The 24,137-nt window shown below is 64.3% G+C and carries 20 protein-coding genes; 16 read left to right on the forward strand and 4 right to left on the reverse strand.

What is annotated here, in order from left to right:
• The first annotated feature begins 99 nt into the window (after positions 1-99).
• The 7 genes from JQ566_RS03795 to JQ566_RS03825 all read left to right on the forward strand — a co-directional run bounded on the left by JQ566_RS03795 (position 100) and on the right by JQ566_RS03825 (position 8,647).
• On the forward strand, positions 100-1,023 hold the full coding sequence (locus JQ566_RS03795; RefSeq protein WP_212370184.1) for a LysR family transcriptional regulator: 924 nt from the start codon (positions 100-102) through the stop codon (positions 1,021-1,023).
• 12 nt (positions 1,024-1,035) lie between these two features.
• Positions 1,036-2,481, forward strand: a complete 1,446-nt coding sequence (gene xylB / locus JQ566_RS03800; RefSeq protein ID WP_212370187.1) for a xylulokinase — start codon at positions 1,036-1,038, stop codon at positions 2,479-2,481.
• Positions 2,482-2,619: 138 nt separating this feature from the next.
• Positions 2,620-4,143 carry a sugar ABC transporter ATP-binding protein gene (locus tag JQ566_RS03805; protein ID WP_212370195.1) on the forward strand — a complete coding sequence of 508 codons (1,524 nt, stop codon included), beginning with the start codon at positions 2,620-2,622 and terminating at the stop codon, positions 4,141-4,143.
• Positions 4,136-5,176: an ABC transporter permease subunit gene (locus JQ566_RS03810; protein WP_212370197.1), complete on the forward strand. Its 1,041-nt coding sequence runs from the start codon at positions 4,136-4,138 to the stop codon at positions 5,174-5,176. Before JQ566_RS03805 ends, JQ566_RS03810 begins: the two co-directional genes overlap by 8 nt.
• A gap of 117 nt (positions 5,177-5,293) precedes the next feature.
• A complete protein-coding gene (locus tag JQ566_RS03815; RefSeq protein WP_212370200.1) occupies positions 5,294-6,241 on the forward strand; it encodes an ABC transporter substrate-binding protein in 948 nt (315 codons plus the stop codon).
• A 164-nt stretch (positions 6,242-6,405) separates the two neighbouring features.
• Positions 6,406-6,885, forward strand: a complete 480-nt coding sequence (locus tag JQ566_RS03820; protein ID WP_212370202.1) for a MarR family winged helix-turn-helix transcriptional regulator — start codon at positions 6,406-6,408, stop codon at positions 6,883-6,885.
• 46 nt (positions 6,886-6,931) lie between these two features.
• Positions 6,932-8,647 (forward strand): FAD-dependent oxidoreductase, encoded by a 1,716-nt coding sequence (locus JQ566_RS03825; protein WP_212371473.1) that lies wholly within the window; start codon positions 6,932-6,934, stop codon positions 8,645-8,647.
• Positions 8,648-8,744: 97 nt separating this feature from the next.
• Here the strand turns inward: JQ566_RS03825 and JQ566_RS03830 are convergent, their stop codons facing one another.
• The 3 genes from JQ566_RS03830 to JQ566_RS03840 form a co-directional block, all read right to left on the reverse strand.
• Positions 8,745-10,280, reverse strand: coding sequence for a glucosamine inositolphosphorylceramide transferase family protein (locus tag JQ566_RS03830; protein ID WP_212370205.1), 1,536 nt, complete (start codon positions 10,278-10,280; stop codon positions 8,745-8,747).
• 29 nt (positions 10,281-10,309) lie between these two features.
• Positions 10,310-11,485 carry a glycosyltransferase family 4 protein gene (locus JQ566_RS03835; RefSeq protein WP_212370207.1) on the reverse strand — a complete coding sequence of 392 codons (1,176 nt, stop codon included), beginning with the start codon at positions 11,483-11,485 and terminating at the stop codon, positions 10,310-10,312.
• 235 nt (positions 11,486-11,720) lie between these two features.
• Complete coding sequence (locus JQ566_RS03840) at positions 11,721-13,067, reverse strand: oligosaccharide flippase family protein (protein WP_212370209.1); 1,347 nt, start codon at positions 13,065-13,067, stop codon at positions 11,721-11,723.
• 457 nt (positions 13,068-13,524) lie between these two features.
• Between JQ566_RS03840 and JQ566_RS03845 the strand changes: the two genes are divergently transcribed.
• The gene (locus JQ566_RS03845; protein ID WP_212370212.1) at positions 13,525-14,748 is read left to right on the forward strand and encodes an FAD-dependent oxidoreductase; all 1,224 of its coding nucleotides are present in this window, start codon (positions 13,525-13,527) and stop codon (positions 14,746-14,748) included.
• Positions 14,749-14,903: 155 nt separating this feature from the next.
• Here the strand turns inward: JQ566_RS03845 and JQ566_RS03850 are convergent, their stop codons facing one another.
• The gene (locus tag JQ566_RS03850; RefSeq protein WP_212371475.1) at positions 14,904-16,040 is read right to left on the reverse strand and encodes a GNAT family N-acetyltransferase; all 1,137 of its coding nucleotides are present in this window, start codon (positions 16,038-16,040) and stop codon (positions 14,904-14,906) included.
• 473 nt (positions 16,041-16,513) lie between these two features.
• Here JQ566_RS03850 and JQ566_RS03855 point away from each other — a divergent pair, with 473 nt between their 5' ends.
• The 8 genes from JQ566_RS03855 to JQ566_RS03890 all read left to right on the forward strand — a co-directional run bounded on the left by JQ566_RS03855 (position 16,514) and on the right by JQ566_RS03890 (position 24,127).
• Positions 16,514-17,674 (forward strand): transporter substrate-binding domain-containing protein, encoded by a 1,161-nt coding sequence (locus tag JQ566_RS03855; RefSeq protein ID WP_212370214.1) that lies wholly within the window; start codon positions 16,514-16,516, stop codon positions 17,672-17,674.
• Entirely contained in the window at positions 17,671-18,336 is a 666-nt protein-coding gene (locus tag JQ566_RS03860) for an ANTAR domain-containing response regulator (protein ID WP_212370216.1), read from the forward strand. The genes JQ566_RS03855 and JQ566_RS03860 overlap by 4 nt, the downstream gene beginning before the upstream one ends.
• Positions 18,337-18,346: 10 nt before the next feature.
• Positions 18,347-19,600, forward strand: a complete 1,254-nt coding sequence (locus JQ566_RS03865; protein ID WP_212370218.1) for an urea ABC transporter substrate-binding protein — start codon at positions 18,347-18,349, stop codon at positions 19,598-19,600.
• Between the two features lie 114 nt (positions 19,601-19,714).
• Complete coding sequence (locus JQ566_RS03870) at positions 19,715-20,587, forward strand: ABC transporter permease subunit (protein ID WP_212370220.1); 873 nt, start codon at positions 19,715-19,717, stop codon at positions 20,585-20,587.
• 33 nt (positions 20,588-20,620) lie between these two features.
• Positions 20,621-21,667: a branched-chain amino acid ABC transporter permease gene (locus tag JQ566_RS03875; protein ID WP_249139268.1), complete on the forward strand. Its 1,047-nt coding sequence runs from the start codon at positions 20,621-20,623 to the stop codon at positions 21,665-21,667.
• Complete coding sequence (locus tag JQ566_RS03880) at positions 21,667-22,383, forward strand: ABC transporter ATP-binding protein (protein ID WP_212370224.1); 717 nt, start codon at positions 21,667-21,669, stop codon at positions 22,381-22,383. The genes JQ566_RS03875 and JQ566_RS03880 overlap by 1 nt, the downstream gene beginning before the upstream one ends.
• Positions 22,376-23,104 (forward strand): ABC transporter ATP-binding protein, encoded by a 729-nt coding sequence (locus JQ566_RS03885; RefSeq protein WP_212370226.1) that lies wholly within the window; start codon positions 22,376-22,378, stop codon positions 23,102-23,104. The genes JQ566_RS03880 and JQ566_RS03885 overlap by 8 nt, the downstream gene beginning before the upstream one ends.
• 33 nt (positions 23,105-23,137) lie before the next feature.
• A complete protein-coding gene (locus tag JQ566_RS03890) occupies positions 23,138-24,127 on the forward strand; it encodes an acetamidase/formamidase family protein (RefSeq protein ID WP_212370241.1) in 990 nt (329 codons plus the stop codon).
• Positions 24,128-24,137 lie beyond the last annotated feature (10 nt).

Consider the following 24,137-nt stretch of genomic DNA (forward strand, 5'->3'; position numbering starts at 1 on the left):
TTCCTCGCCTGCTATTGCACTTTGTTGGCACTATTTTGCCTTGCAGAAATCGGAAATAAAGGTCAAAATTTGTAAGTCTCTTTTCCTGTTTCCGCAAAAATGGACCGCCTGCTCCAACTCGAGGTCTTCTCCAAGACTGCTGAACTCGGCAGCCTTTCCAAGGCCGCCGAAATCCTGCGGATGTCGAACGCGGCGGCGAGCCGCCATCTCAGTGCGCTGGAGGAGCGGCTGGCGGTCCGGCTGATCGAGCGCAACACGCGCCGGCAATGGCTGACCGAAGCAGGGCAGGAGCTGTTGCAGCGTTGCAGCCCGCTCTTGAACGAGCTCGCCGAAGCCGAGGACGCCGTCTCCGACCGCGCGCTGTCGCCGAAGGGCGTGCTGCGCGTGACGTCTTCGCTGTCCTTCGCGATGATCTACCTCGCGCCGATGCTGCCCGCCTTCCGTGCGCTCTACCCCAATCTCAGCGTGCAGATCATCAGCGCGAACCGTTATCCTGACTTCATCGAGGCCGGCATCGACGTCGCGATCCGTACGCGTGAGCACGAGCCGGATTCCAACATCATCGTCCGCCGCATCGGCCAGATGCACCGTGTGCTCGCGGCATCTCCGTCATATCTGGAGAAGCACGGCCGGCCTGAGCATCCGACGGATCTCGCCCGTCACAACATGCTGATCTACAACCTCGCCAATGATCCCTATTCGCTGCGGCTGAGCAAGGGCAGCACGACACAGACGATTCGGATCGCGCCGACGCTCGACAGCAATGACGGCCAGATCATCTGTGGCGCAGCGCGCGCAGGGCTCGGCATCCTGATCCAGCCGCTCTATATCGTGCAGGGCGATATCGCGGCCGGCCGGCTGGTTCCCGTCTTGAGGGATTGGCAGCTGCCGCTGCTCACCATGAACATCGCCTATCAAAATCGCGTCAGGCTCCCGGCCAAGATCAGGGTCTTCTCTGACTTCCTTGTCAGCCACATCCGCGAGCATTCGGAGCCGGGGATCTGGATCGACGCGACGAAGTGAGCGGGAGCCTTCATGTATCTCGGCATCGATCTCGGCACGTCGGCGGTCAAGACCGTTCTGGTCGACGATGCGCAGCGCGTGATTGCAAGCGAGAGCCGGCCGCTCGCGACCGCCTCGCCATATCCCGGCTATCACGAGCAGGATTCCGCGCAGTGGATCGCTGCGACCTTTGCCACGCTGGATGCCCTGAAGGCGTCGCACGCCGGCGCGTTGGCGGCGGTCGAAGGCATCGGACTGTCCGGCCAGATGCACGGCGCCACGCTGCTGGATGCGAGCGGAAAGCCGCTGCGGCCCTGCATCCTCTGGAACGACGGACGCTCCGCCGCCGAGTGCCGTGTGCTGGAGCAGCGCTGGCCCGCCTTGCGTGCGGTGACGGGCAACAAGGCGATGTCGGGATTCACCGCGCCAAAACTGCTCTGGATCGCGATGCACGAGCCGGACATCTTCGCGGCAACCAAGCTCGTTCTGCTTCCGAAGGCCTATCTGCGGCTGGTGCTATCAGGCGAGGCCGTCGAGGATGTCTCGGACGCATCGGGATCGCTGTGGCTCGACGCCGCGCGCCGGGACTGGTCGGACGCAGCACTGGCAGCGACCGGCTTGTCGCGCGCGCACATGCCGCGCCTGGTCGAGGGATGCGCGCCCGCAACGACACTGCGCGGCGAGCTTGCGCGGCGCTGGGGCATGGCCAGACCGCCGATCATCGCGGGCGGTGCCGGCGACAATCCGGCCGGCGCCGTCGGCATCGGCGCGATCGAGCCGGGAACCGCATTCATATCGCTGGGAACCTCGGGTGCCTTGCTGGCGCCGACCAACCGAATAGCCGCCAATCCCGATCGCGTCGTGCACACGTTCTGCCACGCTATTCCCGGAATGTGGATTCAGGCCGGCGCGATCCTCTCGGCCGCGTCGTGCCTTGCCTGGGCCGCGCGCCTGTTCGGCGTCACCGAGGCCGAGTTGCTGGCGTCGCTTGGCTCGCGCCCGCAGGCGCCATCGCCGGTGAGCTTTCTGCCTTATCTCGCAGGTGAGCGGACGCCGCACGATGATCCCGCCGTGCGCGGCATGCTCGATGGTCTGAGCCATGGCACCGATCGCGGGGCGATCGTGCAGGCGGTGCTCGAAGGCGTTGCCTTCGCGCTCGCCGATTGTCGCGGCGCGCTCGCGGATGCCGGCATTGCGCTTGCGGAAGCCGATGTCATTGGCGGTGGTTCACGGTCCCGGTTCTGGCTCTCGGTGCTGGCCAACGTGCTGAATGTTCCGGTCCATCGCTTTGCCGGAGGTGAGACCGGCGCGGCGTTCGGTGCGGCAAGATTGGGGCGGCTTGCTGTCACGCGTGAGGCAATCGGTGACGTATGCACGCGGCCGCAGCGCATCGAAACGTTCGAGCCCGACGCTGCGCTGGTCGATGCCTATGCCGAACGGCTTCCTGCCTGGCGCGACCTGTATCGGCCGCGCCACTAGCTGGCGCAATCTGGTTTGCATACTTCGGTATACTCGCCTTCGGTATTGCCCTGCGTCACCCGCTTTTGTTTAATGACCAAACCGCGCTGACGAGAAACGAGACGCGGGTGGGAAACGCATTGTGCGCCGGGAGGCACGATGAACGATCCGATCCTCGAGATGCGCGGGGTCTCGAAGACCTTCTTCGGCATCAAGGCGCTGCGGGCCGTCGATCTCACCGTCTATGCCGGCGAGATTCATGCCTTGATGGGCGAGAACGGCGCCGGCAAGTCGACGCTGATGAAGATCCTGTCCGGCGCCTACCGGCCTGATCCCGGCGGCGAGATCCGCATCGAGGGCAGGGCGGTGCGGATCGAAGGCCCGCTCGGCGGCCGCGCTGCGGGCATCTCCATCATTTATCAGGAGCTGTCGCTCGCTCCCAATCTCACTGTGGCCGAGAATATCTATCTCGGCCGGGAAATATCGCGATCAGGTCTGCTGGCGCGCGGGACGATGCGCGAGGGTGTCGGCCCCATCCTGACGAGGCTGGGCGCGGACTTCCTGCCGTCGACACTGGTGGCGCATCTGTCCATGGGCCAGCGGCAACTGGTCGAGATCGCCCGAGCGCTGCACGCCAGATCAAAGATCCTGATCATGGATGAGCCGACCACGTCGTTGTCGGCTGCCGAAAGCGAGCGGCTGTTCGCGCTAATCCGCCAGCTTCGCGCCGAGGGGCTTGCCATCATCTACATCTCGCATCGCATGGACGAGGTCTACGCGCTCGGCGACCGCGTCACCGTGCTGCGCGACGGTCGGCTGGTCGGCTCGCTCGACAAGCCCGAGATCCGCGCCGACACCATCGTCCGCCTGATGGTCGGGCGTGACGTCTCCTCGTTCTACAAGAAGGATCACGATCCGGAGGCGGGGCGGGGGCACCCCGTGCTCGCAGCGATCGACATGGCCGATGGCCAGCGCGTCAAGGGCTGCTCGCTCACCGTGCATGCAGGCGAGGTGGTCGGGCTCGCCGGCCTGATCGGCGCCGGCCGCACCGAGCTTGCGCATCTCATCATCGGTGCGTCGCCGAAAACCTCCGGCCGGCTCGAGCTGGAGGGACGTCCGGTCGAGATCCGCACGCCGGGCGAGGCGCTCGAGGCCGGCATCGCCTATCTGACCGAAGACAGGAAGGCGCTCGGCCTGTTTCTCGACATGTCGTGCCTCGACAACATCAACCTCGCCGTGCTCGGGCGCGATGCGAAGCTCGGCTGGGTCCTGGATCGCGACAAGGCGCGTGAGCGCGCCGACCGGGCCTTCGCAGGGCTCAGCATCCGCGCCGCCAATGTCGGCGTCCCCGCCGGTGGCCTCTCCGGCGGCAACCAGCAGAAGGTGCTGCTGTCGCGGCTTCTGGCCATTGCGCCAAAGGTGCTGATCCTCGACGAGCCGACGCGTGGCGTCGACGTCGGCGCCAAGTCGGAGATCTATTCGATCATCGACAATCTGGCCAAGGCCGGCACCGCGATCCTCGTCATCTCGTCCGATCTGCCCGAGATCATCGGCATCTGCGACCGCGTCGTCGTGATGCGTAGCGGGCACATCGCCGGTGAGGTCACCCGCGGTCCGAATTCGCCGCTGACGCAGGAAGACATCATGGCGCTTGCCACGGGGATGGAGCATCTCGATGCCTGACAATGGTGCTTCGGGGGGGCAGCCCGCGGCGACGACGACCAACGGTGCCGCCGCAGAGACAAAGCGTCAGCGGGTGAGGGTGCTGATCAGCGCGCTCGGCATGCTGCCGGTGCTGCTGACCCTCTGCATCGGCTTCCACCTGTTGTCCGAGGGCCGCTTCTTCACCGGACAGAATCTCGGCATCGTGCTGCAGCAGGCCGCGGTGAACACTGTGCTCGCCGCAGGCATGACCTTCGTCATCCTCACCGGCGGCATCGACCTCTCGGTCGGCTCGATCCTGGCGGCCTCCGCGATGGCCGGACTGACGCTGTCCAAGGTGCCGGAGCTCGGGATGCTGTGGCTGCCGGCTGCGCTGCTCACGGGCCTCGGTTTCGGCGTCGTCAACGGCGCGCTGATTGCGCTCCTTCGCCTGCCGCCCTTCATCGTCACGCTCGGCTCGCTCACCGCGGTTCGTGGCCTGGCGCGATTGCTCGGGGCCGACACCACCGTGTTCAATCCGTCCATTCCCTATGCCTTCATCGGCAACGGCTCGCTCACGCTGATTCCCGGTGTTGCGTCGATCCCGTGGCTCTCGGTGATCGCCTTGCTCGTCATCTTCGTCTCGTGGCTGGTGCTGCGCCGGACAGTGCTCGGCGTACACATCTACGCGGTGGGCGGCAATGAGAGCGCGGCGCGGCTCGCCGGCATCAAGGTGTGGGCCGTGCTGATCTTCGTCTACGGTGTCTCCGGACTCTTCGCGGGGCTCGGCGGTGCGATGCAGGCGGCGCGGCTCTATGCGGCCAATGGCCTGCAGCTCGGCCAGTCCTATGAACTCGATGCGATCACCGCCGTGATCCTCGGCGGCACGTCGTTCGTGGGCGGCATCGGCTCGATCTGGGGCACGCTGGTCGGCGCGCTCATCATCGCCGTCCTGTCCAACGGCCTCATTCTCATCGGTGTCTCCGACATCTGGCAATATGTGATCAAGGGCCTGGTGATCATCGGCGCCGTGGCGCTGGATCGTTACCGGCTGCAGGGCTCCGCCAGAACTTAGGGGGTTCCGCCAGAACTTAGGGGGCTCGGCGCGCAGCTGAGTGGGGCATGGCTTGGGATTCCGTTGCGGCAACTGGTCTGCCGTGCCGGGGATGAAGACAGACCAGGGAGGACGTCCATGTTGAAGACGATCATGCTCGCCGGCGCCGCCATGGCGCTTGCCCTAGGTACCACGCCGTGCTTCGCCAAGGAGCTCAAGTCGATCGGCGTCTCGTTGGGATCGATGGGCAACCCGTTCTTCGTCGCGCTGGCGAAGGGCGCCGAGTTCGAGGCGAAGAAGACCAATCCCAATGTGAAGATCACCGCGGTCGGCTTCGAATACGATCTCGGCAAGCAGGTCACCCAGATCGACAATTTCATCGCCGCCGGCGTCGACCTGATCCTTTTGAACCCCGGCGATCCCAAGGCGATCGGGCCGGCGATCAAGAAGGCGCAAGGCGCGGGCATCGTCGTCGTCGCCGTCGACACCGCGGCCGAAGGCGCCGACGCCACCGTGACTACGAACAACGTGCAGGCCGGGGAGATCTCCTGCCAGTACATCGTCGACAAGCTGGGCGGCAAGGGCGACGTCATCATCGAGAACGGACCGCAGGTCTCCGCCGTGATCGACCGTGTCGTCGGCTGCAAGAACGTCTTCTCGAAAAATCCCGGCATCAAGGTGTTGTCGAGCGACCAGGACGGCAAAGGCTCGCGCGAGGGCGGTCTCACCGTCGCGCAGGGCTATCTGACCCGCTTCCCCAAGATCGATGCCATCTTCGCCATCAACGATCCGCAGGCGATCGGCACCGACCTTGCGGCGCGCCAGCAGAACCGCAGCGGCATCGTGATCACCGCGGTCGACGGCGCGCCCGATATCGAGGCCGCGCTGAAAGATCCGCAGTCGCCGCAGGTCCAGGCCTCGGCTTCGCAGGACCCGTTCTTCATGGCGCGGCGGGCCGTGCAGATCGGCGTCGGCATCCTCAATGGCCAGAAGCCCGCCTCGACCGTCGAGCTCCTGCCGTCCAAGCTCGTGACCAGGGACAACGTCACCGCGTACAAGGGCTGGACCTCGGATCGCTCCCAGTAAGTCGCGGTCCGCCAGGACGCCCAAACACGAGATGAAGGGCGGTGTCTCTGATCGACGCCGCCCGCCGCCAGCGCGCGTGCGCTGATCGGCCGTGCGAGCGCGCCGGGCTGCCCGTTGTGTTAGCCTCGCTCGATCTCGATCGGTCGATTCGGAAAGCACATCTCGTGAAAGCCAGGACATCCGGCACCGCATCCGGCACCGCGTGGCGGCATGCCAATATCGGCCGCCTGCTCAACAACGCCGTGCGGCGCTTCGAAGGCCGCGTGCTCGAATTGATGAGCGAGCGCGGACACGACGAGACGCGCATCGCCCATGTCAGCCTGACCCGCAATCTCGACGTCGAGGGGACGCGGCTCACCGAGCTCGCCCGTCGTGCCTCGATGAGCAAGCAGGCGATGGGCGAGCTGGTCGATCAATGCGCCGAGCTCGGCCTCGTCGATCGCATCGCCGATCCGACCGACCGGCGCGCGCGCATCGTCATGTTCACGCCGGCCGGGCGCAAATGGCTGGATGCGTTTCGGGACGCAGTCGACATCGCCGAGCAGGAAATGCGCGCCGAGCTCGGCAAGGCCGCGATGGACGCGATCCTGAAGGGACTGGCGGTCTATGGCGCGCAATTCGACGCGCTCGACGATTCCAATTAGTCAGGCTACTTGACGATATCGTCAGGCGAACTTACCATGTAAGATGATGCTGGTAGGGAGAAGCGTCTTGGAAACACGTCTGACGGCCGCGGTGCTCATCGTGGGCGGGGGCCCTTGCGGGCTGATGCTGGCCAACGAACTTGGCCGCCGCGGCGTCTCCGCGATCCTGGTCGATGAAAAGCCGGGCACGGCATTCAATCCGCAGGCCAATGCGACGCAGGCGCGTTCGATGGAGCATTATCGGCGGCTGGGTTTTGCCGACGAGATCAGGCGGGAGGGGCTGCCCGCCGACTATCCGACCGACGTTGCGTATTTCACGCGCTATACCGGTTACGAGCTGGCGCGCTTTGCATTGCCGTCATCGTCGCGCGCGGGCGAGCTGATCAAGGGCATGTCGGGCTCCTGGAGCGCGGCGGAGCTGCCGCATCGGGTTTCGCAGAAATATGTCGAGGCGGTGCTGCGCCGCCATGCCGAACGGCTCCCCGGGATCAAGCTCAACTACGGTCACCGGCTGATCGGCTACGCCGAAAGCGATGACGGCATCGTCGGCGAGGTCGAATGTCTCGACGATGGCAGCCGCTTCCAGGTCCGGGCCGATTTCCTGGTCGGCGCCGATGGGCCGCGCTCGATGGTCCGGCAATCGCTCGGCATCGTCTATGGCGGCGAGACCGGAACGCAGCGCGATTTCATGGGCGGCCGCATGCTGGCGGTCTATCTTCGTTCGCCGGAGTTCTACGCCAGCGTCCCGCACGCCAAGGCGTGGATGTACAATTGCTTCAACGGCGACCGCCGCGCCTTCATGGCCTCCGTGAACGGACGCGATGAATTCGCGTTCCACACGCAGCTGCGGCCAGGTGAGGACGAGAATGCGATCACGGTCAACGAGGCCAAGGCCGCGTTCCGGCGTGCCTGCGGTGCGCCGATCGCATGTGAAGTGCTCTCTTTCCTGACCTGGACCGCCGGTCACGCGCTGGTTGCGAACGGGATGCAGCGGGGCAGGGTGTTCCTCGGCGGCGATGCGGCGCATCTGTTCACGCCGACCGGAGGGCTCGGCTACAACACCGCGATCGAGGATGCGGTCAATCTCGGCTGGAAGCTCGCAAGCGTCGTCAAGGGCGCGAGCCCGGCTGCGCTGCTCGACAGCTACGAGATCGAGCGGCGACCGGTGGCGCTTCGTAACACAGATTATGCGCGGCGCTTTGCCGACTCCCTCGGTCTGTTCGCGCCCGCGCCGGAGATCGAGGACGCAACGGACGAGGGCCGCGAGGCGCGGCGGATCGCGGGCGTCTATCTCGAACAGCATGCCCGCGCCGAGTTCAACATCCCCGGCGTCACCTTCGGCGGACGTTACGACGGCTCGCCGGTCATCGTCTCCGACGGCGGCCAGCCGCCGCCGGATGCTGCGAACGTCTACATCCCGAGCGCCTGTCCCGGCGGTCGCACACCGCATGCGTGGCTGGAGGACGGCGTGTCCCTGTACGACCTGTTCGGATTCGAATGGACGCTGCTCCAGTTTGGGGAGGTCATGTCGGCCCATGCGTCATTCGCCGAGACCATCCGCGCGATCGGGGTCGATATAAAACTCGTCACGCTGCCAAGATCGTTGCGCGATCTCTACGAGGCGGACCTCGCCCTGATACGACCCGACCAGATCGTGGCCTGGCGCGGCAGTGCATCGCAGACCGGAACGATCGGACGCGTCCTTGGCCGTGCACTCGGGCGAGGTGCAAGCGAAGACGCGCGGCTGGCAAGCTGCCGCTAGAGCATGATCCGGAAAAGTGTGCAGCGGTTTTCCGAAAAGATCATGCTCAAACAATAACCTAAAGCGCGATGACGATTGATCCTCATCTCATCGCGCTTTAGCGGGCGGTGGAGGGATTGGTTCGCGCAGGTAACACGGCCGATGGAATTTTGCTCGCGAAGGCACTGGTCTTGGGTTGGACGCGCGATCCGTCGATCACCTCGAGCCGGCCGCAGCGGTTCAAGGTGTGCAGCTTCCTGCCGGGCCATGCCGGTCCGGGCTTCAGCGAGTGGCGGACGATCTGCTTGAACGCCGTCGGCGACAGTTCGACCACTTCCGCCAGGGCAAGCCCTGCGCCGTATCCGTCGGTACAGTCCTGGACCGGTCGCCACAATTTGTCGTCGAGGGTGACGAAATTCCCCGCCGGCCGTGTGCTGGCGCGGTCGATCAAGACCGGATTGCTGGCGTGGGGCAGCCAGGGCCCCAAGAGGCGGTCGGCGTAATAGATCGCCAGCGAATCCGAATAGCCACCCGTTCCGTCGCGCCAGGCGCCAAACAGATAATGCAGGCCGTTGTGCCGCGTGATCGTGACGTCGGCCAGCTCGAGGCCGGAAAGGAGCGTTGCGTATCGCTCCCATTTGTCCGGAAACCGAATGCATTTGTAGAGGGCGACGTCCCCGCGGATCGAGCTCTCCGGGATCATCCACAGCTCGCCATCGTCCTCGATCAGAAACGGATAGGAGAGGTGCCAGGGCTCCTCCAGCACCGGCATCACCTCGCCGACCGGCCCCGCGTCATTGAACTCGATCGCCGAAATGATGCCTTTTTCGACACGGTGATCGAGATCCTCGAAGAAGACGAATGTCCGTCCCTGCCACGTGACGGGAAAGGGATCGGCGTAGAAGTGGTTTCCAGGATCTCCCAGAACGTTCCAGCCTGGACCTGATAGATCTCCGGTCTGCCAGACGCCCGCGCCGTCATTGAAGCGCCATCCGATATGCCAATGCGGGGCATAGCAGCAGAGGCGATAGATCTCCTTGGCGATCGATACGGCAAGGCCGCGAGCAACATGGCCAACGGGCCCGCGGCGCGGGCCATTTCCAGCGGGGCGCGCCACCTGCGGCACGATGCGCGGCCTTCCCGACAGGATCGCCGCCACCATGGTCAGCGTCCGCGCCATGACCGTTTCGAGCGCGCCGCTGAGGCCCGCGGCAATTTCTCCGGATGGATGGCCGCGGTCGAGGACTGAACCGTCGATCTCGTTGACGATGTCGATCACGGGCAGGTCGCCGGCGAGAATGGCGGCGAGCGCGGCATTTTCTCCGGCAATTCCGTCGAACAGCGGCCGAAGATACAGCCGGGCAGAGCAGTTCGGGTCCCGCGCGGCGCCCGTAAAATCGACGATCACTTCGGCCGTCCCGGTGCGAACCTGCGTTCGTTCCGGAACGATCTTCAGCTTGTTGGCGCCGGTATGTTTACCCTTGTGCAACACCACGCGTTCGAGCTCGAACAGGGCATCGAGTCCTGGGGGCCGCGGCTGCGCCGTTGGCACCCATTCGATTTGAACCGGAACGTCCCGGCCATCGATCGACAGCGTTTCGCGGCTCATCCACTGCCGCGCGTATTCGCGTTCACAGCGAAACTCGATGATCATGTCGAGCCAATCTATTTCAACATATCAGGTCAAATGACCTGGTCGAGAATTCGAACGTATTCCTCCACCATGGCATCTACCGAATAGCGCAATCTCAAGCCCTTGGCATTTTGTCGCAGTTCGTCGCTCAGCGGTTTGTCCGTCAGCATCTTGGAGACGGCTGCGGAGAGCTTTGCATGATCGGAGGCGTCCACGAAGAGTGCAGTCGGTCTTCCGTCGTAGGACAACACTTCGCGCAGGACAGGAAGATCGGTCACGACGGAGGGAACGCCGGCGTTCGCGGCCTCGACCGCAGCCAAACCGAAGGTTTCGGCTTGTGTCGGAAATACGAACACGTCCAGACAGGCCAGGAACTCCGCCATCCGGCTAGGGGCGATTTCCCCGAGCAAATGCAGTCGGTCCGAGACGTTCAAGTCGTTCGCCAGCTGCCTCAGCCGGGCCTCGTCGGATCCCTGGCCGGCGAGCGCAAGGTGCCAGGACGGTTGATCCGGCAGCAGACGTATCGCCAAATCGAGCCGCTTGTGCGGATGCAGCCGTGCTGCGCAGCCAAGCAGGAGGCAGTCCGGCGGCAGATTGAACTCATGTCGTGCAGCCTCCTTCGACAGGGTGAGGGCCTTGTCATCGAAGCCGTGCGGCACATGCACCATGCGCGACCGGTAGGCCGCGGGGTAGCGCGAATATTCGCGCTGCATGTCCTTCGAATTGAGCGTGATGCAATCGAAGAAGCCGAGGCTGCCCATGACGATGTCGGCGGTGCGGACCGGCCAGCTCATCGAGAGCGCGGATGAAACCTGATTTGCGACGACCGGTGCACGGCTGACGAGACGCGTCACGCCACCGCCGATGACGTTGCCGAAATGCTGGAACGTCAGGACGGCGTCGGGCCTGGTGGTCCGGATATGGCGGCCGAGCGTCCACAGCATCCGCAGCAGCGCCACCGGATTGCCAGGCCGGCTCGGCGCGCAGTAGAGCGTATCGGGCGGCTCATCGAAGGAGTCCGATTTGCGGAAGAAGAACAGGTTGGTGACCCGGTAGCCGCGAGCTGTCAGCCCGGCGCCGAGAAGCCGGGAGATCTCTTGCGCGCCGGCGTTCTCGGCCTGGGTTTGGGCAAGAAGCACGTGCAGCTTCGGCCCGCCTCTGTCTGGCCGCGCGGGTGCCGTCGCGCTCGTCGCGCCCAATTCCTTGTTCGGCTGATAGTGGAGCACGGATCCCGACCCGCTAAAGAAACGAAATCTTCACCTTCTTAACTCCGTACCTATCATGCGGACATCGCGTGGACACCGGCTAGCAACAAACGGAGTTAATGCGAGGCTATGGCTGCGACGTCGTTCGCGCAGCATTTCCGCTGGTTCCCGGATGGCGCACAGCGCGCGTGTTAACCAATCGGTCTCGCGCGCTGCCGGCGCGTGACTGCGGACCCGAGCCACGGCGTGATGACACCTAGTCACGCGAGTCCGCGCTGCGGACTGCATAGGTGCTGCGCCGCGATGCAGAGAAGCGCAGGAGCACGAGAACGGAAGGATCCACCCCGGTTCGCCGGCGGCAGAGGACGTTCAGGGCAATGGTTGCGAGCGCGAGCGACACGGTCGCCGAGATCGCCGCGCCGAGCACGCCGAGCCAGGGAATGAGGACGAGAAATCCCGCGAGCCGCAGCGCGACGTTGGCGGCAACGACGGGAACATAGATTCGTTCATGACCGGTCAATTGCAGGATCGCAGCAGACGGGCCGCCTGCCGCCTGGATGGCCGTTCCGATTGCGAGCACGATCAGGACCGAGTGCTGCGCGGTGAAATGAGGTCCGAACAGGTTGAGGAGATAGGGGCCGCCGATCCAGATCGTGGCGAGACCAGCGATGACGCAAAGCGCGGTCACTTCCGCCATCAACTGCAAAGTCCGCTCGAACTCCTGGTGGTTCTTGCTGAAGTACAGCGAAGGAAGCCGGCGCGCGCCGAACGTGTACAGCGCTGCGGACAGCATGGCGAAGATGTTGGCGAGGCGCGAGGCGGCAAAGTAGATTCCTGCGGTCGCCGGATCCAGCATCCAGTAGACCAGAATGACGTCGAAATACTGGTTGGCAACTTCAAGGATGGATGCGAGCCAGAAGTGAAGGGCGCTCGATCGCCAGCGGGACTGTTCGGAGCGCGCCGGCGTACCGCGCAAATCCGGCAGCACTCGCGCGATCGAAACGATCTGCGCAACCAGGCCCGCCGACATGGCCATTGTCATCACCGCGAACAACTCGGCGGGATCGAGCTGCCGATGCCCGAGCAGCATGGCGAGCAGGAACAGGACGACGATGACCCGCCAGAAGAATTCGCGATTTCCTTCGCCCATGAGAATGCTGACCAGCGAGCGTGCGATCTGGCTTCCGAGCATCACTCCGGCATTGACGGCCGTGTAGGCCGACACCGCAAGGATCAGCAGCCACCAGTCGCCTCTCACGTTCGCCGCGACGGCGATCCCGGCGATCACGACCAGCATTGCGACCGAGGCGATCTTCAAGCTCGATAGGAGGACGCCTTTGGTAAGATCAGGTCTTTCGCCGACCTGATACTCGTTCAGGAATCGCACCAGCAGGGATTCCTGGCCGACCAGTCCCACGACGGCTGCGATCTGGGCCACGGAAAGCCAGGTCGCAAAGATGCCGAAGCCATCAGGCGACATCGTTCGTGCCGCCAGCGAGAACAATGCAAACGCGAGCACGCCGCTGCCAACCTTGAGAAGGATGGTCCCGGCAACACCGCGCGTGACGTCGCGCCGCATGAACTGGAGGATGGATTCGATCATGGAGGTTTAAGGGGCTGCGCTCCCCTGAAGGGACATGTTCCGATACCGGCGACAACCTAGCATGCCGAAAAACCGCGAGTGTTAATGGACGACTTGCAGGATCTCGCCGGTCGCCACGATATCGCGGTCACGTCGGTTGCTTCACTGTGGAACATCGCCGTCTCCATTGTCCCAAATAGTGCAAGGTCCAGCTCGACGGACTGACGGCCTAGCGCCGCACCGACAGCCGAAGAAGCCGAGATCGACCGTTTGAGTGCGGAATGGCTCGCGGCGATCGGCCGCAGAGACCGGAATTTGCAGAGCATCCCGAGCAAGACGCGTGCCGCGATGGCGGCAGCGAGCCCGGGGCTTCCGGTCGTTAACCTCAATCTCCGGAAATGATCGCACTTGGCCCTGCGATGCGACATCAGGCGGGAGAATTGCACTGGAAGCGGCGTTAACCGTGGGAGCAGGAGCCATGACGACGGATAGAACCGTGACCGAGCCGATCGATGGCGGCGAGACCGCAACGATCGTCGCGGATATCGCCATTGTCGGCGGCGGCCTTGCGGGATCGCTTGCGGCGGCCGTGCTGGCGCGCGCAGGGCATCGCGTTGCTCTCGTCGACAAGCGGGCGGTTTATCCGGACGAATTCCGGGTCGAAAAGATCGGCGGCCATCAGCTGGAGTTGCTCCGCAAGCTGGGCTTCCTCAGCGCGCTCGACGATGTCGCTTGCCGATATGATCGGGTGCTCAATATCCGGGAGGGCAAAGTGGTCGATGTCAGCGTCGGCCAGGCTTACGGATTTCCCTATGCCGATCTCGTCGCCATGGCGCGCAGCCAGATACCCGATCCATCCAACCTCATCGTCGACGAGATCACAGGGATCAGCAGCAGCGACGACGTTCAGCATCTCGAGCTGGCTTCCGGACGGCGCCTGACGGCTCGCCTCGTTGTCCTCGCCACGGGCATGGCGGGAGTCCTGGGCTACAAGCTCGGCATCAGGCGGCGCGTCCTGGCCGAGCGCCATTCGGTTTCGTTCGGCTTCACGATCGCTCGCAAGGACGGCAGCCCGTTCGATTTCGAGGCGTTGACCTGCTACGGCGAACGTACGGCGGACGGCATCGACTATCTCAGCCTGTTTCCCGTTCGTGCCGGCATGCGGGCCAATCTCTTCATGTTCCGCGATCCGACCGATCCGATCATGCGCGAGTTGCGTCGCGAACCGGAAGCGACAGTCTTGCGCCTGCTGCCGGGATTGCAATCCTACCTCGGCGATTTCCGCGTGACCGACCGGGTCCAGAATTGGGTGATGGATCTGACTGTCGTCGAGGGACATCTCCAGCCCGGCGTCGTGCTCATCGGCGATGCGTTCCAGACCAATTGTCCCGCCGCCGGCACGGGCGTCGCCCGCCTGCTGGTGGACGTCGACCGTCTTTGCACCGAATACGCGCCGCGATGGCTCATGAGCGCAGGCATGGGCCGGGAGAAGATTTCGCAGTTCTATTCCGATCGCGACAAGATCGCGGCGGACCAGCAGTCGCTGAAGATGGCGCGGTTCCGCCAGGCCCTGACATCCCGCAAAGATATCAGCTGGGACGTGCGGCGACGGTTGCACTTCCTGCGGCGCAGTCTTGCACACCGCGTCGATCAAATGAACCCGGGCTGGCTCGGACGTGTCCGCGGCGCGTTGCGTGCCTAAAGCGCGATGAGATCAGGATGAATCGTCATCGCGCTTTAGTTTATTGTTTGAGCATGATCTCCGCGCAAACGCGTTCCGCGTTTGTCGCGAGGGAAAGTCGCTGCACACTTTTCCGGATCATGCGCTAGGTTCTGCGCCCCTGCGCCGGCCGTCGGTCAGCGCGTGGGAGTTGGGGTGCGGGCGGGCTGGAGCCTTAGGTCCGACAGCCGCTTGGCCGCCAGCTTGAGCCAGGGAGCCTGCTTCAGTGCGACGAGGGCGACGGCGCCCATCGGGCTGCCGGCTTGCGTGACCGCCCACATCGGTGAAGGCTGCGCGCCGAACAATTTCTTGTATGGCTCGTCGCCAATGGTGAAATCGAGCATCTGATCTCCGCGCTCGATGCAATCCCGCGCCACTTGTTCGAACATCAACGCGCCGAGGGACTGGCTCTTGTACCCTGCGATGTCGAAGGCGCTCATGATGATGAGGAAGCTGCCCCGATGACACAGCCCGAGCACGGCGGCAATCACTTCGCCGTCCATCTTCATGGCATAGAGGCGGACGAAGGAGCCCAGGCCACGAAGGGCGACGTCGGAATAGAAGCCGTAGTATTCGGGACGCTGGAGCAGGTCTCCGTCGCCCTGTGCGTGAAAGCGCGGGCCGCGAAACTTCCTCATCACGTCCATCGCCTCGCGCACGGAGGCGCTGTCGCCGCAGCATGAGAAGCTCAGCGCGCCTTTCTTCTGGAGCTGACGATATTTCTTTGCGAGCTCCTTCTGATAGGAGCGATCCATCGCGCTGGCCCGCCATTGCTCGAACGGGGCAATGAGAACCGTCGCGTAGGCATTGGTGTCCATCGATACACGGCGGGACGTGGCCAGAAGGTCTTCGATCGGAAGGCGGGCGTCGGGCAGCTTGGCCATTCGGAGCAGATCGAAGGGGCGGAGAAGACGCCGAATCTGCGCGCATGCAGCGGCGTCGTCGAGCAGTTGCGAAAACACCTCCGGACTACAAACCGGCGCCAGATAGTCGGAAACGCGCAAGTCGGCGAACTCGACGGTTCGTATCGGACCACGCCGGATCCGGAGCAGGGGCAGCACCATCGCAAGCGCCCCCGACGCGCGGTAGCGGACCACGACGACCAGAGCTGTTGCACCCGCTTCCGGCGCGAGCCTGGTGTAGAGGCTATGCAGCCAGATCGGATGCTGGAACGCGGTGGCAGCCGAGCGATCGAACAGCTCTGCGTATTCGGGAGACAGAAAGTCGAACGACTGCTCGATGACGATGTCGAACGTGTTGCTAGGCTTGTTCATGAGCAATCAGGGAAACCAGGTCATTCGCGAGCGTCGATCGAGCCGTAGCTGCGCTTATAGCAAGGTCGTTACGGGTCGGACACCGGCGGCGTCCGATTTGCATTAATGCGTTCAACCATGTTCGTATCGTTACCGAATTCTTAAAATGCCGGAGGCTGAGGATGAGATCGTCAGGCCTGAAAACAGGACTTCCGGCGTGCCCTGCTGTCTCCGTCGCATCGCGGCGGTGCGCGGCTCGGCTGCACAGTTTTGCTGCAACACGATACGAATCGTGGCAGCTTTCGCTGCAATAACGCGCTTGACTTCGTAACTGATCTCAACGACCGTGCTAGACAAGCGTTGGGCAGTTCAGCCCGTCAACGCAGCGAGTTTCAACCATTTCCAACATCGCGCGGATTTCGCGTGCTCGGTTGGCGGCGAGGGCGCCCTCGGCTTAACGGCCGATGGGCGCCTTTTTCATTTCGGGGCGAGTGATGGCGCGGACGAAGTATCGGATCGGCGTAATGCTCTCGACGACGGGGTCCTATAGCGTCGTCGCGCGTTCGATGCTGAACGGCGCGCTGCTCGCCTTTGGCGAGATCAACGCGAGCGGTGGCGACATTGCGCTGGAGCCGGTCGTCGTCAATCCGTCCGGTGACCTCGCGAGCTATCGCTCGCTCAGCCTCGAGCTTCTCGGTTCCGGCATCCGCCATGTGGTCGGCTGCTACACCTCATCGAGCCGCAAGGAAGTGATCCCGTGTTTCGAGAAGCTCGACGGACTGCTGTGGTATCCGTCGCACTACGAGGGATTCGAGAGCTCCGATAACGTCATCTACACCGGCGCCGCGCCGAACCAGCATGTGCTGCCACTCGTCGACTACCTGGCATCCCGCCTCGGTTCGCGCGCCTTCTGTGTCGGCTCCAACTACATCTGGGCCTGGGAAAACAATCGCATCTTCCGAGAGGCACTGACTGCGCGCGGTGGCACCGTGCTCGCCGAACGTTATCTCTCGGTCGGCGATACCGAGGTCGACCAGGTCATCGCGGCAATCATCGACCAGCGGCCCGACTTCGTGTTCAACAATTTGATCGGCACCAGCGCTTATGCCTTCTTCCGGGCGTTTCGGGCCGCCTGCCGCGCGCGGGGCATCGATCAGGCTGCGGAAATCCCGGTCGCGAGCTGTACGCTGTCGGAACCGGAATTGCCGGAGATCGGCCCGGATGCGATCGATGGACATCTATCCTCGAGCGTCTATTTTTCCTCGCTGACCTCGGCGGAAAACGGCGCCTTCATTCGCGCCTACACCACGTCCTTCCCGGACGGACCTGTCTCGTCGGCAGACGCCGAAGCGTCCTACATCGCCGTCAAGCTGCTCGGAGCGGCCTTGTCGCAGGCCGGCACCGACGATGCCCGCACGGTACGCGCCGCCGTGGCAGACCAGCGGCTGCACGCGCCGCAAGGCGAGGTCCGCATCGACCGGCAGACTTTCCACGCCTGGCTCACGCCTCGGATCGGCCGGTCGACCGCCAGCGGGCAGTTCGAAGTGCTGCTGGAATCACGCGAGCCGATCGCGCCGGATCCCTATCTCGTTCAGTCGTCGCCGCGCTTTGCCAGCGCAATGCGCTCTCCGCTTTTGAAGGTGGTGCAATCATGAGCTCCCGACTGCTACAGAATTTCAAGGGCGGCCGTGCCATCGTCGTCACCAGGCGAGGAGGGTGGGAGAGCGCGCTCGAAACGACGCTGGCCAAGGTCGGCGTTTCCACGGAATACCCGGAGATCATCGACGGTCGTGCACAGATCGATGTTGCGAGCCTTCAGGCCGACCGTGACATCCTGTTCGTCGACGGCGATCTCGAAGGCGCGGTCGCGCTCGAGGTCAACCCCGCCTCGCGGCTGCCTCCGGTGCCGGTGATCGGTCTCGTCGGCGTCGAGGCGCCGAGCCGGCTGAAGGCGCTGGTCAATCTCGGCGCCACTTCGTTCCTGCGCAAGCCGGTGCATGGCGGCGCGGTCTACACCTCTCTGTTCATGGGCATCAACCAGTTCCTGCTGCGCGCCGAAATGTACGAGCGCCTGCAGGGCCTCGAGGAGCGCCGCCGCGGCCGCCGCGCGGTGATCCGGGCCGTCATCCTACTGATGCAGCAGGACGGGCTCGACGAGGAAGGTGCCTATTCCCAGCTCCGTCGCGAAAGCATGCGCGCGCGGCAGAACATGGAACTCTATTGCGAGGAGTTTCTGAGCAGGCGGGCGAAGCCGCCCGATACGTCCGGCCGCACGACCGGCATCACGCTGCAAGGCGGCAACAAGCAGGCCATCTAGGAGAAGCAAAATGAGCAAGTCTGTATTGCGGGGGCTGCGCGCCGCAGCCCTCACGGGGACGCTTGTCCTCGGATCATCCCTCGGGTCGCACCCGGCGCTCGCGGCGGAAAACCCAATCAAGCTCGGCGTGCTGGAGGATCAGTCCGGCGACTTCGCCGCGGCGACGATCGGCAAGGTTCACGCCATCCAGCTCGCCGCCGACGAGATCAACAAGGCCGGCGGCATCATGGGCCGGCCGCTGGAGCTCGTCCCTTACGACACCCAGTCCGACAACACCCGCTACCAGGAGTTCATGCGGCGTGTGCTCCAGCGCGACAAGGTCGACGTCGTGTTCGCGGGCTTCTCCTCGGCCTCGCGCGAGGCGTATCGCCCGATCGTCGACCAGTTCAACGGCTTCGCCTTCTACAACAACCAGTACGAAGGCGGCGTCTGCGACGGCCACATGATCGTGACGGGCGCGGTGCCGGAGCAGCAATTCTCGACGCTCATCCCCTACATGATGGAGAAGTACGGCAAGAACGTCTACACGCTCGCCGCCGACTACAATTTCGGCCAGATCTCGGCCGAGTGGGTGCGCAAGATCGTCAAGGAGAACGGCGGCAAGATGGCCGGCGAGGAGTTCATCCCGCTCGGCGTGTCGCAGTTCTCCCAGAGCATCCAGAACATCCAGAAGGCCAAGCCCGACTTCGTGGTCACGCTGCTGGTCGGCACCGCGCAGGCCTCCTATTACGAGCAGGCGGCCTCCGCCAACGTCAACCTGCCGATGGCGTCCTCGGTCAACGTCGGGCAGGGCTACGAGCACAAGCGCTTCAAGCCGCCGAGCCTGAAGGACATGTTCGTCACCACCAACTACATCGAGGAGATCGACTCGCCCAAGAGCAAGGAGTTCTACGCCAAGTTCAAGGCCAAGTTCCCGAGCGAGCCCTATGTGAACCAGGAGGCGGAGAACTCCTATCTCGCGGTCTATCTCTACAAGCAGATGGTGGAGCGCGCGAAGTCGACCAAGCGCGAGGAGATCCGCAAGGTGATCGCGCTGGGCGACGTCTGCATGGACGCGCCGGAGGGCAAGGTCTGCATCGACCCGAAGAGCCAGCACATGTCGCACACGATCTATCTCGCCAAGGTCGGCGCCGATCACTCGATCTCCTTCCCGAAGGTCTGGGAGGACATCAAGCCGTATTGGCTGGGTGAGGCCGGCTGCGATCTCACCAAGAAGGATCCGATGGCCCAGTACACGCCGTCGAATCCGCCGCCGAAACCCTGACCGGCGGCAGGTCGCCCCGGCGTCCCCGGCACGCCTGCGGCGTTGCCGGCACGTCGGGGCGACCACGGACATCTGCGACGGCAACGCCGCATCCTCCCACATTCTGGTTGATTCATGGACATCGCGACCCACGTTTTCTCGGCGCTCTATCAATTCGGCGACGCCTTCGCGTTTCTGGTGCTTTCGGCCTGTGGGCTCGCGGTGATCTTCGGCATGATGGGCGTGATCAATCTCGCCCATGGCGAATTCATCATGTGCGGCGCCTACGTCACCGCCGCGACCGTGCATGCCGGCCTGCCGCTGCCGCTGGGAATACTGGTCGGCACGCTCGTGTCGGCGCTGGTCGGTGTCGTGGTCGAGCTCGCGGTGATCCGTCATCTCTACGACCGGCCGCTCGACACCATCGTCGCGACCTGGGGGCTCAGCCTGATCGCAACGCAGGGCACGCTGATCATGGTCGGCTCGACCATGGCCGGCGTCGGCACGCCGTTCGGCAGTTTCCAGGTCGGCGACTACTCCTATTCGATCTATCGCATCGTGCTGTTCTGTGCCGCACTCGGTGTGCTCGCCGCCCTCTACGCGCTGTTCAACTGGACGCGCTTCGGCGTGCTGGCACGCGCCACCATCCAGGTGCCGCATATGGCGGCCGCGCTCGGCGTCGACACGCGCCTGATCTACAGCCTCACCTTCGCCTGCGGGGCAGGGCTCGCCGGCCTTGCCGGCGGTCTCTATGCGCCGACCATGACGCTGGTGCCGACCATGGGCGCGACCTTCATCATGGAGGCCTTCGTCACCGTCGTGATCGGCGGCGCCGACGTCTTCCTCGGCACGGCACCGGCCGGCGGTGTGCTGGCGGTGGTGAAGTCGGTGATGACGTCCTGGCAGGGGCAGCTGTTCGGCCAGATCGGCCTCTTGGTTGCCGTCATCATCGTCGTCCGGGTGCTGCCGAAAGGCATTTCCGGCTTCGTGCTGCGCGAGCGCACCTGACGGAGTGATGGCGTCGTGACCGGTCTCCTCGCAATGTTTCGCCGTCTCGAAGGCCCGCAGACCGCAGGTCGCGGTCCGGCCTTCTGGGGCCTGTTCGCACTCGTGCTCGCCGCAGCGCTCGCTTATCCGCAGTTCAGCGACGGCTACACGGTCGGCAACACCGTCTATTTCTTCGTCTGGGTGTTCATCGCGCTCAGCCTGTGCCTGATCTGGGGCTATGGCGGCTCGCTCTCCTTCGGCCAGACAGCCTTCTTCGGGATCGCAGGCTATGGCTACGGCATCCTCACCATCAATTTCGGCTCGGCCTACGGCTTCACGCTGGTGGCGCTGGTCGCGGCGGTGGCGATCGCCGCGCTATTCGCGGTCCTACTCGGCTACTTCATGTTCTTCGGCCGCATCGCCGGCGTCTTTCTCGGCATCGTTACGCTCGCCGTCACCTTGATGCTGGAGCGCTTCATGGCACAGACCGCGGGGCCGGAATGGCATATCGGGACTGCGCGGCTGAACGGCTTCAACGGCATGAGCGCGATGCCGCCGCTGACCATCCCCTGGCCGGGCGAGCCGATCGTGCTGTTCGCCGATGTCGGGCTCTACTACCTCGTGCTCGGCCTTCTGGTCTTCGTCTATCTGGCCTTGCGTATCCTGATGAACTCGTCGTTCGGCAACGTCATCGTCGCGATCCGCGAGAATCCTGAACGCGCCGAGATGCTGGGCTACGACATCCGCAAATACCAGCTCATCACCTTCGTCATCGGCGCCGCGCTCGCAGGGCTCTCCGGCGTGCTCTACACGGTGTGGGGGCAGTACATCACGCCGTCGAGCATGGGCATGACGGCGGCGGCGCTGCCGCTGATCTGGGTTGCCGTCGGCGGCCGCAGCGACTTGACGTCGACCGTGATCGGCACGCTGGTGGTGCTCGCCGCGTTCCAGGCGCTGACGATCTACGGCAGCCAGTACGCGCTGGTCTTCATGGGCGTTCTGCTGGTGCTCACGGTCCTGATTGCGCCTAACGGCCTCGTGCTCGGCGTGATGAACTGGCTCGGCCGCATCGCCACCCGCCTGACGCAGAGGGCCGGTTGATGTCGCTGCTCGAATTGCGCAAGCTGAACAAGCATTTCGGCGGCCTGCACGTCACCAATTCCGTGGACCTCACGCTGCACGCCGGCGAGATCCATTGCCTGATCGGCCCGAACGGTGCCGGCAAGAGCACGCTGTTCCGCCTGATCCTGGGCGAGCATCATCCCGGCAGCGGCGACATTGTCTTCGCCGGAGAGAATATCACGGCCCTGAAATCCTTTGCGCGGATCCACCGTGGCCTCTCGGTCAAGTTCCAGGTGCCCGGCGTCTTCAAGGGCCTGTCGGTCCGCCAGAATCTCGAGATCGCGCTGCAAAGCCGGCATCGCGGGAGGGAGCTCGAAGCGGAGATCGGGCGGCTGCTGGCCTTCCTTGGGTTGGAGTCCGAGCAGGCGCAGATCGCCGGCAATCTCAGCCATGGCCAGAAACAATGGCTCGAGATCGGCATGGCGGTCAGCCTGAAGCCGCGTCTTCTGCTGCTGGACGAACCCACGGCAGGCATGTCGCCCGAGGAAACCCACATGACCGGCGAGATGGTGCAGCGGCTCAATGCCGACGGCATGACGGTGCTGGCGATCGAGCACGACATGGCCTTCGTCCGGCAGGTTGCGCACCGCGTCACCGTGCTGCATCTCGGCCAGGTCTTCGCGCAAGGCTCGATCGACGAGATCGTGGCCGACGAACGCGTGGCGGCGATCTATCTGGGGCAGGCCCATGCTTGATCAGCCGCGCAAGGAAGTGATCCTGTCGACCCTGGCCCTGCGTGCCGGCTATGGCGGCAAGCCGGTGCTCCAGGGGCTCGAGATCGAGGTACGGGAAGGGGAGATCGTCGCCGTCATCGGTCGCAACGGCGTCGGCAAGTCCACGCTGATGAAGAGCCTGATCGGGCTCGTGCCGGCGATGAGCGGCTCGATCGTCTATCGCGGCGAGGTGGTGGAGTCTCTTCCCGCGCACAAACGGGCGCGCCTCGGCATCGGCTATGTGCCGCAGGGGCGCGACGTGTTTCCGCGCCTGACCGTCGGCGAGAACGTCGCCGTCGGTGCAGCGATCAAGGGCGGCGGCATTCCGGAAGCCGGCCGGCGCAAGATCGTCGAGGCCTTTCCGATCCTCGAGGAGCGCTGGCACCAGCGCGCCGGCACCATGTCTGGCGGCCAGCAGCAGCAGCTCGCGATCGGACGGGTCCTGATCGCCGATCCCAGTCTCATCCTGCTCGACGAACCGTCGGAAGGTATCCAGCCCAACATCGTCCAGGACATCGCGCGCAACATGGTCGAGCTCAACCACAGGACCGGAGTGACCATCATCCTGGTCGAGCAAAATCTCGACATGATCCGCGCCATGGCGCAGCGTTGCTACGTCATGGACAAGGGCCGCATCGTCGCCAATCTCGACCGCGCGGCGCTCGACGACGCGGCCGAGATGCGCCGTCATCTCGCGGTTTGAAGACCTACGCCAACGACAGAAGGAGAAAAGAAAATGTCCTGGCAGAAAGACTCCATCATGGCCCGCAAAGGCGTTGCCAAGGGCGAGCGCGGCACGACGCACACCATCACGGAGAGCGAGCAGGGCAAGTACCACTATGTCTACGGCCCCTATGTGAAGCCGGTGCTGACCGTCGATCCCGGCGCCGTCGTTTCCGCGGAGACCCATGATGCGTTCGAGGGCGCCATCAAGAAGGAGACCGACAGCCCGTCGAAGATTCTCAACTTCCCGTTCCTCAATCCGCAGAACGGACCGATCCACGTCAACGGCGCCGAGAAGGGCGATACGCTCGCGGTCTATATCGAGAGCATCGTGCCGCGCGGGCCGCAGCCGCGCGGCACCACGGTGATCATGCCGGAGTTCGGTGGCCTGGTCGGTACGGGCAACACCGCGCTGCTCAATCCGGCGCTGCCCGAGCGCGTCAAGAAGCTGGAGATCGACGCCAAGACCGGAACCAAGTGGAACGACAAGATCACGCTGCCTTACGAGCCCTTCATCGGCACCATCGGCACCTCGCCGGAGATCGAGGCGATCTCCTCGCTCGTTCCGGACTATTACGGCGGCAACATGGACCTGCCGGATGTCGGCGTCGGCGCCGTCGTCTACCTGCCGGTCAACACCAAGGGCGCGCTGCTCTATCTCGGCGATTGCCATGCCGCGCAGGGCGATGGCGAGCTCTGCGGCGTCGCCATCGAGCATCCGACCGTGACCACGGTGCAGGTCGACCTCATCAAGAACTGGACCATCGCCTGGCCGCGGCTGGAAACGAAGGACTTCATCATGACCATCGGCTCGGCCCGACCGATGGAGGATGCGGCCCGCATCGCCTACCGCGAGCTCTGCCGCTGGATGGCGGCCGATTACGGCTTCGACGAGATCGACGCCTACATGCTGCTGACTCAGGCCGGCCGCGTCAGGCTGGGCAACATGGTCGATCCCAAATACACGTTGGGCGCCTCCATCAAGAAGTCCTATCTCGCCTGAGGCCGATCGG

The organism is Bradyrhizobium sp. SZCCT0231 (assembly GCF_018130245.1).
GTDB lineage: Bacteria > Pseudomonadota > Alphaproteobacteria > Rhizobiales > Xanthobacteraceae > Bradyrhizobium > Bradyrhizobium japonicum_F.

Excerpts from the sequence above, each read along its gene's own strand:
- JQ566_RS03795 (WP_212370184.1), top strand. The coding sequence starts at position 100 with ATGGACCGCCTGCTCCAACTCGAGGTCTTCTCCAAGACTGCTGAACTC.
- xylB (WP_212370187.1), top strand. The coding sequence starts at position 1,036 with ATGTATCTCGGCATCGATCTCGGCACGTCGGCGGTCAAGACCGTTCTG.
- JQ566_RS03805 (WP_212370195.1), top strand. The coding sequence starts at position 2,620 with ATGAACGATCCGATCCTCGAGATGCGCGGGGTCTCGAAGACCTTCTTC.
- JQ566_RS03810 (WP_212370197.1), top strand. The coding sequence starts at position 4,136 with ATGCCTGACAATGGTGCTTCGGGGGGGCAGCCCGCGGCGACGACGACC.
- JQ566_RS03815 (WP_212370200.1), top strand. The coding sequence starts at position 5,294 with ATGTTGAAGACGATCATGCTCGCCGGCGCCGCCATGGCGCTTGCCCTA.
- JQ566_RS03825 (WP_212371473.1), top strand. The coding sequence starts at position 6,932 with ATGCTGGTAGGGAGAAGCGTCTTGGAAACACGTCTGACGGCCGCGGTG.
- JQ566_RS03830 (WP_212370205.1), bottom strand. The coding sequence starts at position 10,280 with ATGATCATCGAGTTTCGCTGTGAACGCGAATACGCGCGGCAGTGGATG.
- JQ566_RS03840 (WP_212370209.1), bottom strand. The coding sequence starts at position 13,067 with ATGATCGAATCCATCCTCCAGTTCATGCGGCGCGACGTCACGCGCGGT.
- JQ566_RS03845 (WP_212370212.1), top strand. The coding sequence starts at position 13,525 with ATGACGACGGATAGAACCGTGACCGAGCCGATCGATGGCGGCGAGACC.
- JQ566_RS03850 (WP_212371475.1), bottom strand. The coding sequence starts at position 16,040 with ATGAACAAGCCTAGCAACACGTTCGACATCGTCATCGAGCAGTCGTTC.
- JQ566_RS03855 (WP_212370214.1), top strand. The coding sequence starts at position 16,514 with ATGGCGCGGACGAAGTATCGGATCGGCGTAATGCTCTCGACGACGGGG.
- JQ566_RS03860 (WP_212370216.1), top strand. The coding sequence starts at position 17,671 with ATGAGCTCCCGACTGCTACAGAATTTCAAGGGCGGCCGTGCCATCGTC.
- JQ566_RS03865 (WP_212370218.1), top strand. The coding sequence starts at position 18,347 with ATGAGCAAGTCTGTATTGCGGGGGCTGCGCGCCGCAGCCCTCACGGGG.
- JQ566_RS03870 (WP_212370220.1), top strand. The coding sequence starts at position 19,715 with ATGGACATCGCGACCCACGTTTTCTCGGCGCTCTATCAATTCGGCGAC.
- JQ566_RS03875 (WP_249139268.1), top strand. The coding sequence starts at position 20,621 with ATGTTTCGCCGTCTCGAAGGCCCGCAGACCGCAGGTCGCGGTCCGGCC.
- JQ566_RS03880 (WP_212370224.1), top strand. The coding sequence starts at position 21,667 with ATGTCGCTGCTCGAATTGCGCAAGCTGAACAAGCATTTCGGCGGCCTG.
- JQ566_RS03885 (WP_212370226.1), top strand. The coding sequence starts at position 22,376 with ATGCTTGATCAGCCGCGCAAGGAAGTGATCCTGTCGACCCTGGCCCTG.
- JQ566_RS03890 (WP_212370241.1), top strand. The coding sequence starts at position 23,138 with ATGTCCTGGCAGAAAGACTCCATCATGGCCCGCAAAGGCGTTGCCAAG.